The organism is Pseudomonas sp. UBA1879 (assembly GCF_002338065.1).
GTDB lineage: Bacteria > Pseudomonadota > Gammaproteobacteria > Pseudomonadales > Pseudomonadaceae > Aquipseudomonas.
The window spans coordinates 1-14,613 of the sequence record NZ_DDHJ01000017.1 but is presented as its reverse complement, the minus strand read 5'-3'; the positions used below and the strand labels follow the sequence as shown (position 1 = coordinate 14,613).

Here is a 14,613-nt window from a genome sequence, read left to right as displayed (position 1 = left end):
GGAAAGCGTCGTGTCATCCAGCGCATCGGTGCCGGGTTCGACGCCTTCGCGGGCGAGCGCGCTCCTACAGGGGACAATTCACCGGAGCCCTACCTCGCATGACCCAGGATCAACTCAAACAGGCCGTTGCTCAGGCCGCCGTCGATTTCATCCTTCCGAAACTCGACGATAAAAGCATCGTGGGCGTCGGTACCGGCTCCACCGCCAACTGCTTCATTGATGCGCTGGCCCAACATAAAGGCGCGTTCGACGGCGCGGTCGCCAGCTCCGAAGCCACCGCCGCCCGCCTCAAAGGCCACGGCATTCCAGTCTATGAACTGAACACCGTCAGCGATCTGGAGTTTTACATCGACGGCGCCGATGAAAGCGACGAGCACCTGAACCTGATCAAGGGCGGCGGCGCAGCCCTGACCCGGGAGAAGATCGTGGCGGCCGTGGCGAAGACCTTCATCTGCATCGCTGACGGCAGCAAGCTGGTGCCGGTGTTGGGCGCGTTTCCGTTGCCCGTTGAAGTCATCCCGATGGCCCGCAGCCACGTGGCACGCCAACTGGTGAAACTGGGCGGCGACCCGGTGTATCGCGAAGGCGCCGTGACCGACAACGGCAACATCATCCTCGACGTGCACAACATGAACATCACCAACCCAGTGGAACTGGAAGCGCAAATCAACGCGATCGTTGGCGTGGTCACCAACGGCCTGTTTGCTGCGCGTTCAGCGGATTTGCTGCTGCTGGGCACTCAGGAAGGCGTGAAGACCCTGACTCGATAGGTGTCCCGATCGCTGCAGGAGCGTGGCTTGTCCCGCGATCGGCTGCTCAGCAGCCGTAAATTCAGCAATGCGGTGGGTCAGACAGACTCCCTTCGCTGACTTGCTGCCGGTTCCCGGCAGATCGCGGGGCAAGCCACGCTCCTACACCATGAGGATGAAGCGCGTTCGCTTACTGCTTCCTGAACACATAAAACAGATTCGGCTCGCTCACCAGGTACAACGTCCCGTCCTCCCCCATCGCGATACCTTCCGCCTGCGGCACGCTTTTGCTCAGGCCCATGCTGCCTTTGCTCAGCGACACATTGCCCACCGGCCTGCCTTGTGTGTCCAACTCGAGAATCTGCCGCGACTCATCGGACAGCGCCAGCAAGTGCCCACTGCGTTCATCGAATTGCAGACTGGAAAGGTCGCGCACGAACAGGCCTGCATTGCGCTGTTGGCTGGACGTCACTTCAAGGATGTTCGGGGTGCTGTCGTCAGGATTTGGAAAGCCACGCACTTCGAGGATCTGCACAGGCCTGCGTTCCTTGGCGACAAACAGGCGCCTGCCGCGGTTGTCATAGGCCAGCCCTTCGAACCCGTTATTGCCGCCGGCGTCGATGCCGAGTGTCAGCTGTTCGGCATCGGCGGCGTCGAGGAACAGCGTGTCGTCGTCCACTTGCACTTTGATCAGCCGCTGGCTGTGTTCGTCACTGATCACGTAAATACCGGGGCTGATATATTCCACGGCCTCGGCGTCGCCAAAGCCGGTCAATGGAATGCGGCGCAAAATTCTCCCTTCAAGGCTGAGTTCGACCAGCTCGGGGTCTTTGTTGGTGACCGTAAACAGGGTTTTGCGATCCGGGTCGTAGCTCAAGGCAGAGACGTTGTCTTCTAGCCCGTCGATGACACTCGCTTCGACGACCACTTCATAGTCATCGAAGCCCAGTGCCTGCGCATCGCTCGCCTGCCAGAAAACATGCCAACTGAACCAGATCCGCTCGATCACCCGGTACTCACGGACAACGCCCCATGAGACAGCCAGGGCGCCCACAACAAACAGAGTGAGCAGGACGGTTTTGATGGGAGACAGATGACGCATGGATGATGCTCGAACTCAGACAAGGGGGCGATTTAATATCACGTTAGTCTGAAACCAAGCTGAAAGCCTCGTTCCGTCGAGGCTTGCAAAAAAAAAGCGGCAGCGTTGCGCGTGACACCGCTACTGCTTCTTGAGCGAATAAAACAGGTTCGGCTCGCTGACCAGGTAGATCGTCCCGTCCTCTCCCATCGTCACGCCCTCGGCACGGGGGATGGTGTGGGCGAAGCCGTTGAGCCCTCGGACCAATGACATGAAGCTGACCTCGTTGCCCTTCTCGTCCAGCTCCAGCAGCAAGTGCGACTCAGCCGACAACGCGAGCAAGTGCCCGGATTTCTGATCGGCATGCAAAGCCGAGAGGTTGCGCATGATCAGGTTGTCGCTCGACAACTTCTGCTTGTCGCCCTTCAACACCGCACTGCCATCGGCTTTCCAACTGAACAACGCAGGCGGCCGTTCTTCGCCCAGCAGGATCTGTTGATTGCGCGGATCCCACGCCACCCCTTCGAACGCCTTGTTCTGGTCGACGGAAGGGCCGAGGTCGTATTTCGGGAAATCGGCGATATTCAGCGTCTTTGTCTCCGGGGTGACAGTGACGATGGTCATCAGATGCTGGCGCTCATCGACGATCGCGATCAGTCCGTTGCCCAGTACGGCCACGCCCTCCGGGTTGCTCCAGCCCATCAACGGGATCTTGCGCAACACGTCGCCGGTCAGACTCAACTCGGCGAGAAACGCGTTTTTGCCCATCACCGAGTACAGGGTTTTGCTGGCGGCGTCATAGGAAAGGTCCGACGCCTCATCCTTCTCCAGTCCTGCGAGGGGCTTGCCGTCGATGACGACGTGATAGTCCGGCAGCCAGACGCTGGCCTTGCGCTCAGCCGTAGAGGCCGTCTGCTCACGCAGCCATAACAGGCCGCGAGCGTCCCACTGCCAGGCGTAGGAAAGCCCGACCAGAATCACCACAAGTACAATCAGCAGCCAAGCCACAGGAACCCGCGGTCGACGTGAGGAGGTGTTCAGCGATTGAGCGTTGGCGGCCATCGAAGCGATCCTGAGAAATTCCATCGGTGCAACGGGCTGCGCTGCAATCGGCGAGTGATTATCCAGATGGAGTGTGAAAAAAACGGCAACAGATCCAGGCCAGGCACACCCGAAAAAGTCGCCCGCGCTGGCTCACGGGCGGCTATCGGGCCATCGTCGCAACGATCAGCGCACGTCGCTTTCGAAACGGCTCTGCCCCGGCAGTTCCAGGATGATCTGGTCGCCGACGCTGAACGGCCCGACGCCTGCTGGCGTGCCGGTCATGATCAGGTCGCCCGCTTGCAGCGAGAACTGCGAAGCCATGTGCTGAATCATCGGCACGATAGGGTTGAGCATCTGGCTGCTGTTGCCGTCCTGACGCACTTCGCCGTTGACGGTCAGGCGGATGGCGATATCGGTCAGGTCCGGATAAACGTCAGGCGAGACGAACGGCGCGATCACCGCAGCGCCGTCGAACGACTTGGCGATTTCCCACGGCAGGCCTTTTTCTTTCAACTTGGACTGCACGTCGCGCAGGGTCAGGTCGAGCCCCGGTGCAAATCCGGAAATGGCGTCCAGCACTTCCTCACGACTCGGGCTCTTGCTCAGCGGCTTGCCGATCAACACGACAATCTCGGCCTCGTAATGCACCGACCCCCGATCCTGGGGAATGCTGAAACCGCCTTCGATCTCGACCACGCAGCTGCCAGGCTTGATGAACAGCAGCGGTTCGGTTGGCACGGGGTTGTCCAATTCCTTGGCGTGTTCGGCGTAGTTACGGCCGATGCAGACCACTTTGCCCAGCGGGAAGTGAACCTTGGTGCCGTCGAGGTATTTGTGCTGATAGCTCATGAGCGTTCCTTTATTGCAGCGTCTATTCAGTAAACCGTCGCTTACAACGCGAAGATCTTGCCGGGGTTCATGATGCCGTTCGGATCGAAGGCTGCTTTCACCGCTTTCATGTACTCGATTTCAACGGGCGAGCGGCTGTATTCCAGGTAATCACGCTTGACCAGTCCAACCCCGTGCTCGGCCGAGATCGAGCCGTTGTACTTCTCGACGGTCTCGAACACCTTCTTGTTGACCGTTGCGCATCGGGCGAAGAACTCTTCTTTGGGCAGATCGGCTGGTTTGAGGATGTTCAGGTGCAAGTTGCCGTCGCCAATGTGGCCGTACCAGATCACTTCGAAATCAGGGTAGTGCGTGCTGACGATGGCGTCGATTTCGTTAAGAAACGCAGGCACTTTCGATACGGTGACCGAAATGTCGTTCTTGTACGGCGTGTAGTGGGAGATGGTTTCCGACAGGTATTCGCGCAGTTTCCACAGGTTCTGCAGCTGCTGCTTGCTCTGGCTCATCACGCCGTCGACGACCCAACCCTGCTCCACGCAATATTCGAAGGTTTCCAGCGCCTGGTTGGCGATTTCTTCATTGCTCGCTTCGAATTCCAGCAAGGCGTAGAACGGCGTTTTGGTGGCGAACGGCTCAGGCACGTCGCCGCGCGCCAGGATGTGGGCCAGGCCTTTGTCGGAAAAGAACTCGAAGGCGGTCAAGTCCAGCTTGCCGTGGAAGGCATGCAGCACGGGCATGATCGAATCGAAATCCGGGGTGCCAAGGACCATGCAGGTCAGGTTGTTCGGCGTACGATCCAGGCGCATCGTGGCCTCGACGACGAACCCGAGCGTGCCTTCCGAGCCAATGAACAACTGACGCAAATCGTAGCCGGTGGCGTTTTTGATCAGGTCTTTGTTCAGTTCGAGAATGTCGCCCTTGCCGGTCACGACCTTCAGCCCCGAGACCCAGTTGCGGGTCATGCCGTAGCGAATGACCTTGATCCCGCCAGCGTTGGTGTTGATGTTGCCGCCAATCTGGCTGGAGCCGGACGAAGCGAAGTCCACCGGGTAATAAAGGCCGTTCTCTTCTGCGAAGTTCTGCAGTTGCTTGGTGACGAGCCCCGGCTGGCAGCGCACGGTGCGATCCGTGACGTTGAGCTCGAGAATCTGATTCATGTAATCGAAGGAAACCACCACTTCGCCATTCATCGCCACGGCAGCGGCTGACAGACCGGTACGCCCGCCCGATGGCACCAGCGCCACCCTGCGCTCGTTGGCCCAACGAACGATGGCCTGCACCTGTTCGGTGGTTTTCGGGAACACGATAGCGCTCGGCGCCGGGGCGTATTGCCGGGTCCAGTCCTTGCCGTAGGCGTCGAGGGAATCGGCGTCGGTGAGCACTTTTCCAGGCTCGACCAGGGACTTAAGTTCATCTATCAACACAGACTGGGTCATCAAGGAACTCTCGAACGATTCATGGTCATCCTGAGAACGGCTCACGTCGCAGGCACGGGTATTTAGCGGGGCACATATGCTAGCATACCGCCCCCGCAGAGACGTGCCTGAGGCCGACCTGCGAAGGCGCCGTTGCGCCGTGAGGCCAGCTTGCGCTGTCCAATTCCCTGCCATTTTCTCCGGGACACAGGTTTACGCAGATGAGCAAGACTTCCCTCGACAAGAGCAAGATCAAGTTCCTTCTTCTCGAAGGCGTCCACCAATCCGCAGTCGACGTCCTCAAGGCCGCCGGTTACACCAGCATCGAGTACCACACCAAGTCGCTGCCGGAAGCCGAGCTGAAGGAAAAGATTGCCGACGCTCATTTCATCGGTATTCGCTCCCGCACCCAACTCACCGAAGACATCTTCGACAGCGCCAAGAAGCTGGTCGCCGTGGGTTGTTTCTGCATCGGCACCAACCAGGTCGATCTGGACGCAGCCCGCGAGCGCGGTATCGCCGTGTTCAACGCGCCATACTCCAACACCCGCTCGGTGGCCGAATTGGTACTGGCCGAGGCCATTCTGCTGCTGCGCGGCATCCCTGAGAAAAACGCTTCCTGCCATCGCGGTGGCTGGATCAAGAGTGCAGCCAACTCGTTCGAAATCCGTGGCAAGAAACTGGGCATCGTCGGCTACGGCTCGATCGGTACGCAGCTGTCGGTCCTGGCCGAAGGCCTCGGCATGCAGGTGTTCTTCTACGACCCGCTGACCAAACTGCCGCTGGGTAATGCGACCCAAGTCACCAGCCTGACCGAACTGCTGGGTCTGGCCGACATCGTCTCGCTGCACGTGCCTGAACTGCCTTCCACGCAGATGATGATTGGCGAGAAAGAAATCCGCGCAATGAAGAAAGGCGCGATTCTGATCAACGCCGCGCGCGGCAGCGTGGTGGATCTCGATGCCTTGGCCGACGCGATCAAGGACCAGCACCTGATTGGCGCCGCCATCGACGTATTCCCCGTCGAGCCGCGCTCCAACGACGACATCTTCGAAAGCCCGTTACGTGGCCTGGACAATGTGATCCTGACCCCGCATATCGGCGGCTCAACCGCCGAAGCCCAGGCCAACATCGGTCTGGAAGTCGCCGAGAAGCTGGTCAAGTACAGCGACAACGGTACGTCGGTGTCGTCGGTCAACTTCCCTGAAGTGGCTCTGCCCGCTCACCCTGGCAAGCACCGCCTGCTGCACATCCACGAGAACATCCCGGGTGTGCTCATGGAGATCAACAAGGTGTTCGCGGAAAACGGCATCAACATCTCCGGTCAATTTCTACAGACCAACGAGAAGGTCGGTTACGTGGTCATCGACGTCGACGCCGAATACTCGGATCTGGCGCAAGAGAAGCTGCAACACATCAAAGGCACCATCCGCAGCCGCGTGCTGTTCTAAGCTTCGCGCTGGAATGAAAAAAGGAGACCTTCGGGTCTCCTTTTTTGTGCCTGCCAATCGGAGCTATGGAGGCACCACTGACATGTAGAAGTGAGCTTGCTCGCGATAGCGGTATGTCAGGCAACATCAATGGGGATGACAGAACGCTTTCGCGAGTAAGCTCACTCCTACCGGGGTACGGGTTACTTCACGGTAATGGTGATCTTCTGCGACTCCACCACCGGGCTGACCGGCACGTGGTTTTTGTCACCTACCAACAGTTGCAAGGTGTGCTGGCCAGGGGTGAGGTTCAACTCGGTCTCAGTCTGGCCTTTGCCGAAGTGACGAATGTTGTCGGTGGTCGGCAATGGCGCGTTCATGTCGGGCTGATCCTTCACGTCGATCAGCAGGTGATGATGGCCGGTCTCCGGCACGTCCACGCCCGCAGGCGCCACGCCCATGCCCTTAAGGCCGAACTGGACCTTGAATGAGCCGTTGACCACGGCGCCGTCCTTGGGCGAGATGATGTAAACCTCAGCCCCGGCAGGTGAAGGGGTCCGTGGCACATCGGCCGCCTGAACCATGAGGGTCGAGCCCAGCAGCAAGCCTGCGAGGGCAGCCCGTGCGAATAAGGTTTTCATGAAACTCTCCGTTCTGCTTTTTATAAAGCGCTCAACGTCGGACCTGTGGGCCGGGGCTCGGTTCAAGGTCTGCGGACAAACGCTCTGGCACGGCATTTACCTTAGTCCGAACAGCGGAAGCGAGCGCGGGGAGAATGGCTGTGTGTAGAAGATTTCATGTTGAATGCTTCAAGGGTGCCGGAATGCAATGAGGTTTCTCTTGCGGGACGCCCTACAGCTCAAACGGCTCATTGCCCCGGCGCCGGAACCACCCGGTCAGCGACAGCCGATCACGATGGGCAGGCAGGACTTCATGGGGCATGTCGCCCGACAGAAACAGCACCAACGCGCCGCCCGTGGGCTGGACGTCCAGCTCGCTGCCATCCTTGAGGAACAGTCGCAGTTGCCCACCGTGCTCAGGCTGCCAGGAGGGATCGTTCAGGTAGATCACCGCCGAGACCATGCGCTTGTCATCATCCCGGAAACGGTCGACGTGTCTGCGATAGAACGCACCCGGCGGGTATAACGCGAAGTGGCTTTCGAAGTCTTCCAGCCCGAGAAACAGGCCCCGATTCAGTGCCTGACGCAGCTGGTCCATCACCTCCAGATACCGGTCGCACGGTTCGGCCTGTCCGGGCTCCAGCCATTGGATGTGATCGCCGCGTATCCCCTCGCGGACTTCTTGCGCGGGGCCTCGTCCGACCGCGGCCGGGGCCAGTTCACCCTCAGCCGCACGCTTGCGGCATTCCAGCGCCAGCTCGCGGGTCAACGCTTCGGGCAAGAAAATGTCCTGCTGCGACCAGCCGCGCTCGGCCAGGTCGTCGACGATGTTCAACAGCAGCGGGTCATCAGGGGATATGTGCATGCCGCGCATAGTATCCACACGCCGATCAATCCAACAGAGCCCGCGGTCCGTCAGCGAAAGAATATTTTTGCACGGGCAGATACCTGCAACCGCTTTATCCGAAAGTCCGCCGAACCCACGGATTTTATTGGGGTCTGGCAACTTGTTAACTCGACAAATCCCCGCCGCCCCGCCGAGAATAGCGGCCTGCCGACAGGAGTCTCTAATGCGCCGTCTGTTTTTCCTGCTGTTGATGTTCTGCACCCTGCCCGCTTGGGCAGACGGCCACGACCAGCTTTACAAGGTCGCCGGCTGGCCAGAACAGCGCGCGCATTTCAACGATGCTCTGAAAGCCGCGCAGCAGCGTTACAGAAACAGCCTGCCACCTGCGGTGTATGACGCGCTCGTCAGCAATAGCAATCAACGGTTCGCGCCACAGGCCATGGACCAGCGCGCCGAGCAGAAGCTGCGCCAGACCTTGCAGGACCCGAACCCTGCGTTGCAGTTTTTTCAGTCGCCGTTAGGCCGCAAGATCGTCAATGCCGAATTGACCGCCACCCGCCCCGACCAGCTTGCCAAGAACGCTCAGGGCCTGCCGAAGATGCAGGCCAGCGATAACCGCATGTTGATCATCGGCCACCTGTCCAACGCCCTGCCCGCCAAGGAAGCCGGCGCAGAAGTGAGCCTGGCGATTGCCGGAGTCGCTGCCGACAGTCTGAGTTCGATGATTCCGGGCCTGATGGGCGGGGGATCAACGCAGGGCATGCTCGAAGGTCAGCGTCAGCGGCTGATGGCGCAGATCGCCAACGACATGAGCAACACGCTGCTCTACGTGTACCGCGACCTGTCTGACGCTGAATTGGACGAGTTCTCGACCTTCGCGGAATCGAATGAGGGCAAGGCCTATTACCAGGCGGCGCTGGCGGCGATTCGCGCGGGACTGGCGGTGGGGCAGAACGTGAATTGATCGCCCCCACGCGCACATTCACTGTAGGAGTGAGCTTGCTCGCGATTGTGGTATAGCCGCCACACTATCTCGTTTGACACACCGTAATCGCGAGCAAGCTCACTCCTACAGTGGATGGGATTTTCAGCTCACCTCATCCGCTGACTCAAAAACCCGAAAAACTGTGCTCTCAATTCCGGCAGCTCGTTAGCGAGATGATGCCGCGCTTCGTGCAGCATGAAGATCTGCGGGTGGTCGAATTTTTCGTTGAGGACCGCCAGGTTGTGGCTCCAATCCACGGTCATGTCCGACTCGCCTTGAACGATCAACGGGCTGCGCTTGCTGTGCGGGGCGTTTTCGATGCGTTCGATCCACTTCGCCAGAGCGCCCACCCAAACCGTGGGCAAGCGGCGAGGCTGCAACGGGTCAGCCATCAAAAACGGCAGGAAAGCCGGTGCGTTCGAGTTCTCGCTGAAGCGCCGGTCGATGCCTTTGACGAACGCGCGCAACAGGTAATAACTGACCTTTGACCACGTCCAGCCACGAGGACGTACCAGCGGCGCCAGCAAAATCGACTGGCCTTGAATCGGACTGTCATCGCCATGATTGAGCAGATGATCGATGACAATCGCCCCACCCGTGCTCTGCCCGCACAGGTGCCACGGCTTGGGCAGTTGCAGAATTTCCGCCTCGGCGAACAACCGGTCCAGCACCACCTGGTATTCCGAAAAATCGGTAATGCTTGCCCGTGTCCCGCTGGACAGGCCATGACCTGGCAGGTCGCAGGCAATCACCGCAAAGCCGAGTTCCAGCGCCCATTCGATGACGTGCCGATAAAGCCCCATGTGGTCGTAAAAACCATGCACAAGTATCAGGGTCGCCACTGGCGATTCGGGCGTCCAAAGCTGCGTGACAATTTCATAGCCGCCCGCCTCGAACCGCCCAAGCCGGCTGCTGACCCGGCCTTCACGGCCCAGCCCCGCCAGGCTGTAGAAACGCTGATAGGCGAGCGCCTCTTCCGTGAGTGCCAGCTTTGCGCTCAGCGGTTGCAGACCGGCGCGCAGGTGATCGGGGTCGAACGTGTTGGACATCGGCAATCCATATCAGGCAATAGGCATTCACGGGTGACGCAGGGCTATGAGTTTCTTCCGTCCTCTCAGGCGTGGCAAGCTACGTCACCCACATCGAAGCCGCCTCATGACCGCTCACTCGCTCTTTCATCGCCGCACGTTGTTCCTCGCGTTGGCAGCCTTGGGCTGTGTGGCAGCCTTGTGGCTGGGCTACAGGTGGTTTGAGGGTCGATACGTCCGGGCGTTCAGTGATCAGACGGCGCTGTTCGCAGGAGACACGCTTAGCCTGCCTGCATCGCTAGCAGGACCAGGGCGGATTCGGGTCGTGCATTTCTGGGACCCCGCCTGCCCTTGCAATGTGGGCAATCAGGAACACCTGAGCGAGTTGGTCGGACGTTTTTCCGGGGCGGGTGGCGTGGACTTCTACGCGCTGCAGAAGCCCGGCACCCACGGCCAGTTGCCTTCGACACTGAGCGCCATCACGCCGCTGGATGACGTGCCGGGTGCCGAGGCGATTAACTCGACTCCGGCGGTAGCCATCTGGGACTCAAATGGCACGCTCGCGTATTTCGGGCCGTACAGCGAAGGGCTGGCGTGCAACTCACAGAACAGTTTCATCGAGCCGATCCTCTATGCACTCAAGGCCGGTCGACCGGTAGGTGCCACGCACACCATGGCAGTGGGGTGCTATTGCCCGTGGTCTTCCCCCGAGTGAACCCGATCCGACCGTCATCGAAATCAACGGGTGGTTTTGTACTCGATCACCAGCGGCAGCTTTTCATCGGCGGTTTTGGTCAACACTTTGCGTTTGACCGACTTGAAGCCCCCCAGCTGTTTGGCCGACATGCCCCCACTCACAGGCTTGCTCAAGGGCGGCTTGACCATCATCTCGCTTGCCACTTGCAACGCTCGGTGATAGCCGCTGCGTTCGCTTAAGTTGTAATCCGCTAGGTTCAGACGGCCGCGCAGCCAGTCCGCCCAATAAAACTCCAGAAACTCTGGCGAGACACCGCCCGCCTTGGGTTTCTCATACGCCGCGCCGCGCACGAAATAAACGATGCTGCGCAGAATATCGTTGTGCATCGCCTGCAATCCCACATGGGCAGGCAGTTGATCGGGGGCGATCGACTGTCCGTTGCCGTCTTTGAGCCAGACCTTGTGCGCCTTCACCATCCGCGTCCAAAACGCCGGGAGGTCAGGGCTGTCGCTGAACACATCGGTGATGCGCACCTTCATTTTCATCTGCGGCCCCGCGCCGGGTTGTTCCCATAGCGTGCTGAAGGTGTGATGCCCGTCGGTGAGGTAGAACTGCCCTTCGGGGCCGACCACCACGGTTTTCATCTCCTCGGGATGCGCGTTGGGTTCGTCCTTGCAGGTGTAACTGTCAGGCTTCAAGGGGTCGGCATTCACGTCGACTGGCCTGGCTTTGGCTTGCCCATTGCTTTCGCAGATCTCGTCGAACAGTTTCTGGCGATCCCGGGCGAAACGTTCGAGCTGGTAATAGACCTGATCGAACCCGATCACTGCTTGGGTCGGGTGCAGTTGGTCGAGGCTGACTTCGACGACATCTCCGGGTTTGGGCCCGGTAAAAGCAAAGGCCTGAGTGCAGGCCAGTGCCAGCAACAGCGCCAGGCTGCGGGGTTGAATGCGCATGGGGCAAGACTCTAGAGGAAATGGGCTGAGCTTAATGCATTAGCCATCCGATACAACCCGGCACCTGACGCGCTTCAACCTGAGGGATGTCTACCGTCTGGAAACCCAGCGAGTTCGGCACCGCTACACAGCCCCGCGACAAATCTGTAGCCTTCCTCGCTTCTCTCTGTTTTTTCGAGCCTTCGAATGAAACGCAGCCTTTCCGTTCTCGCCCTCGTGGTCGTTTTGATCGCAGGCGGCGCAGCCTGGTACGTCCACAGCAAGCAGCCGGTCCGCAACGGCGAGGTGTCGCTGACCCAGCTTCATGCGCCCGTCAGCGTCCGCTACGACGAGCGTGGCGTGCCGCACATCAAAGCCGACAATCAGGATGATCTGTATCGCGCGCTGGGGTACGTGCACGCACAGGACCGGTTGTTCCAGATGGAAATCCTGCGGCGCCTGGCCCGCGGCGAGCTGGCCGAAGTGCTGGGCCCGAAACTGGTCAACACCGACAAGCTGTTTCGCAGCCTGCGCATTCGCGAGCACGCGGACGAATACGTCGCCCGCCAGGATAAAAACACCCCTGCCTGGAAAGCCCTGCAAGCCTACCTGGATGGCGTGAATCAGTTTCAGGCCACTCACCCCAAGCCCATTGAGTTCGACGTACTGGGTATCGAGAAGCGGCCCTTCACCGCTGAAGACACCCTGAGCATCGGCGGTTACCTGGCCTACAGTTTCGCTGCGGCCTTTCGCACCGAGCCATTGATGACCTACGTGCGTGATCAGTTGGGTCCCGAGTACCTGAAGGTCTTCGATCTGGATTGGCAACCCCAAGGTGCGCTGCACCCGTCCCCGGCCCTGAGCAGCAAGGACTGGAAAGGCCTGAGCGACCTGGCGCAACTAAGCACACAAGCGCTGGAAGACGCAGGCCTGCCGCAGTTCGAAGGCAGCAACGCGTGGGCGGTCTCGGGGAGTCGCACCCAGAGCGGCAAACCCTTGCTGGCAGGCGACCCGCACATTCGCTTCTCGGTGCCCGCCGTCTGGTACGAGGCGCAACTGTCGGCGCCCGGCTTCGAACTGTATGGGCATTTTCAGGCGCTCAATCCGTTTGCCCTATTGGGGCACAACATGGATTTTGGCTGGAGCCTGACCATGTTCCAGAACGACGACATCGATTTGGTGGCCGAAAAAGTCAATCCCGAGAACCCCAATCAGGTCTGGTATCACGGCGCCTGGGCTGACATGACCTCGCGCCCCGAGCAGATCCAGGTCAAGGGCGAGGCGCCGATCACCGTCATGCTGCGCCAGTCGCCCCACGGCCCGATCATCAATGACGTGCTGAGCGCCAGTGGCATCCAAGACCAAGCTGACACGCCCGTGGCCATGTGGTGGTCGTTTCTGGAGTCCGAAAACCCGATCCTGCAGGGCTTCTATGAAGCCAACCGCGCCGACTCGCTGGACAAGATGCGCAGCGCCGCCGAGAAGATTCAGTCGCCTGGCCTCAACGTGGTCTACGCCAACGGCAAAGGCGACATCGGATGGTGGGCAGCGGCGCAATTGCCCGTGCGTCCGGACGGCGTGAACCCGACGTTCATCCTCGACGGCAGCACCGATCAGGCAGACAAAAACGGCTTTTACCCGTTCAGCGCCAACCCGCAGGAAGAGAATCCGACGCGGGGCTATATCGTCTCGGCCAATTTTCAGCCGGTTTCGCCGACAGGTATGGCGATTCCGGGGTATTACAACCTTGCTGAACGGGGTCGCCAACTGGACAAACAGCTGAGCGACACTTCAGTGAAATGGAACCTGGACAACAGCAAGGCGCTGCAACTGGGCACGAAAACCGACTACGCGCAGCAGATCCTCACGCCGTTGATTCCGGTGTTGCGTCGGGTCATCCGCGACCCTGAAGAACATGACGTGATTGAGCGTCTGGCCGCCTGGAAAGGCGATTATCCGGTGGATTCGGTGGGCGCCACGCTGTTCAATCAGTTCATCTATGACCTCAGCAATCAAACCTTCCGTGACGAACTGGGCGACGGGATGTTTGCGACGCTGGTGTCCACGCGGGTCATCGATATGGCGCTGCCGAGACTGGCCGCCGATGCCAATTCTCCTTGGTGGAACAACCGCAACTCCAACGAACCCGAAAGCCGCGACAACACCGTGAAGGTGGCCTGGCATGCAGCGGTTTCCCACCTGAAATCGCTGTACGGCGTGAACCCGGACGAATGGACCTGGGGCAAGGCCCACACCCTGACCCACGAACACCCGCTGGGGCGCCAGCCACCGCTGGACAGGCTATTCAATGTCGGTACGTTCCCGGCGCCGGGCACCCACGAAGTGCCGAACAACCTCTCCGCGAACCTTGCGCCCGCGCCATGGCCTGTGACCTACGGCCCATCCACCCGCCGCCTGATCGACTTCGCCGACCCTGCTCACGCGCAGGGCATCAACCCGGTGGGGCAAAGCGGGGTGTTGTTCGACAAACACTACGCGGATCAGGCACAGGACTACGTCAACGGGCAATACCGGCCGGAACGGTTCAGCGAAGGGGATGTGGCGGGGAATAGCAAAGAGGTGTTGAGGCTGGTGCCGGGCACATGAAACCGGCAGAACCTGCGCGTACGGTCGTCAAACTGTAGGAGCGTGGCTTGTCCCGCGATCGGCGGGAAACCCGTCGTAAACCCTGTGCACGCGGTATACCTGACAGTCCAATGCGTAGGGATTCACGACGGCTGCGCCGCCGATCGCGGGACAAGCCACGCTCCTACAGAATGCCGTTTGATCGACGTCGCCGACCAGTTAGAGGACTACGTCAACGGCCAGTACAGGCCGGAACCGTTCAGCTGTGGGGACATGGCGGGGAATAGCAAAGAGGTGTTGAGGTTGGTGCCGGGCACATGAGACCGGCAGAACCTGCGCGTACGCTC

At 60.0% G+C, this 14,613-nt stretch carries 13 protein-coding genes; 5 read left to right on the top strand and 8 right to left on the bottom strand.

The window, feature by feature from the left end; translation table 11 throughout:
• The first annotated feature begins 98 nt into the window (after positions 1 to 98).
• On the top strand, positions 99 to 770 hold the full coding sequence (gene rpiA, locus B3N48_RS19395; RefSeq protein ID WP_296186543.1) for a ribose-5-phosphate isomerase RpiA: 672 nt from the start codon (positions 99 to 101) through the stop codon (positions 768 to 770).
• A 169-nt stretch (positions 771 to 939) separates the two neighbouring features.
• Here rpiA and B3N48_RS19390 read toward each other — a convergent pair whose 3' ends face one another.
• From B3N48_RS19390 to B3N48_RS19375, 4 genes are all read right to left on the bottom strand, one after another.
• Complete coding sequence (locus B3N48_RS19390; RefSeq protein WP_296186542.1) at positions 940 to 1,851, bottom strand: SdiA-regulated domain-containing protein; 912 nt, start codon at positions 1,849 to 1,851, stop codon at positions 940 to 942.
• Between the two features lie 120 nt (positions 1,852 to 1,971).
• Complete coding sequence (locus B3N48_RS19385; RefSeq protein WP_296186541.1) at positions 1,972 to 2,892, bottom strand: SdiA-regulated domain-containing protein; 921 nt, start codon at positions 2,890 to 2,892, stop codon at positions 1,972 to 1,974.
• 165 nt (positions 2,893 to 3,057) lie between these two features.
• Positions 3,058 to 3,723: a fumarylacetoacetate hydrolase family protein gene (locus B3N48_RS19380; protein ID WP_296186537.1), complete on the bottom strand. Its 666-nt coding sequence runs from the start codon at positions 3,721 to 3,723 to the stop codon at positions 3,058 to 3,060.
• Between the two features lie 41 nt (positions 3,724 to 3,764).
• Entirely contained in the window at positions 3,765 to 5,159 is a 1,395-nt protein-coding gene (locus B3N48_RS19375; protein WP_296186535.1) for an FAD-binding oxidoreductase, read from the bottom strand.
• A 200-nt stretch (positions 5,160 to 5,359) separates the two neighbouring features.
• Here B3N48_RS19375 and serA point away from each other — a divergent pair, with 200 nt between their 5' ends.
• Complete coding sequence (gene serA, locus B3N48_RS19370; RefSeq protein WP_296186533.1) at positions 5,360 to 6,589, top strand: phosphoglycerate dehydrogenase; 1,230 nt, start codon at positions 5,360 to 5,362, stop codon at positions 6,587 to 6,589.
• A gap of 182 nt (positions 6,590 to 6,771) precedes the next feature.
• On the opposite strand, the gene B3N48_RS19365 is transcribed toward serA, so the two are convergent.
• Positions 6,772 to 7,209 carry a DUF4399 domain-containing protein gene (locus B3N48_RS19365; RefSeq protein WP_296186531.1) on the bottom strand — a complete coding sequence of 146 codons (438 nt, stop codon included), beginning with the start codon at positions 7,207 to 7,209 and terminating at the stop codon, positions 6,772 to 6,774.
• Positions 7,210 to 7,420: 211 nt separating this feature from the next.
• Positions 7,421 to 8,062, bottom strand: coding sequence for a 2OG-Fe(II) oxygenase (locus B3N48_RS19360; RefSeq protein ID WP_296186817.1), 642 nt, complete (start codon positions 8,060 to 8,062; stop codon positions 7,421 to 7,423).
• A gap of 196 nt (positions 8,063 to 8,258) precedes the next feature.
• Here B3N48_RS19360 and B3N48_RS19355 point away from each other — a divergent pair, with 196 nt between their 5' ends.
• Positions 8,259 to 8,999, top strand: coding sequence for a DUF2059 domain-containing protein (locus tag B3N48_RS19355; protein ID WP_296186530.1), 741 nt, complete (start codon positions 8,259 to 8,261; stop codon positions 8,997 to 8,999).
• A gap of 128 nt (positions 9,000 to 9,127) precedes the next feature.
• Here the strand turns inward: B3N48_RS19355 and B3N48_RS19350 are convergent, their stop codons facing one another.
• A complete protein-coding gene (locus tag B3N48_RS19350) occupies positions 9,128 to 10,069 on the bottom strand; it encodes an alpha/beta hydrolase (protein ID WP_296186529.1) in 942 nt (313 codons plus the stop codon).
• 106 nt (positions 10,070 to 10,175) lie between these two features.
• On the opposite strand from B3N48_RS19350, the gene B3N48_RS19345 reads away from it, so the two are divergent.
• A complete protein-coding gene (locus B3N48_RS19345; protein WP_296186528.1) occupies positions 10,176 to 10,763 on the top strand; it encodes a DUF6436 domain-containing protein in 588 nt (195 codons plus the stop codon).
• 23 nt (positions 10,764 to 10,786) lie between these two features.
• Here the strand turns inward: B3N48_RS19345 and B3N48_RS19340 are convergent, their stop codons facing one another.
• Positions 10,787 to 11,701: a ParB/Srx family N-terminal domain-containing protein gene (locus B3N48_RS19340; RefSeq protein WP_296186527.1), complete on the bottom strand. Its 915-nt coding sequence runs from the start codon at positions 11,699 to 11,701 to the stop codon at positions 10,787 to 10,789.
• 186 nt (positions 11,702 to 11,887) lie between these two features.
• On the opposite strand from B3N48_RS19340, the gene B3N48_RS19335 reads away from it, so the two are divergent.
• Entirely contained in the window at positions 11,888 to 14,287 is a 2,400-nt protein-coding gene (locus B3N48_RS19335) for a penicillin acylase family protein (RefSeq protein ID WP_296186526.1), read from the top strand.
• The last annotated feature ends 326 nt before the right edge of the window (positions 14,288 to 14,613 follow it).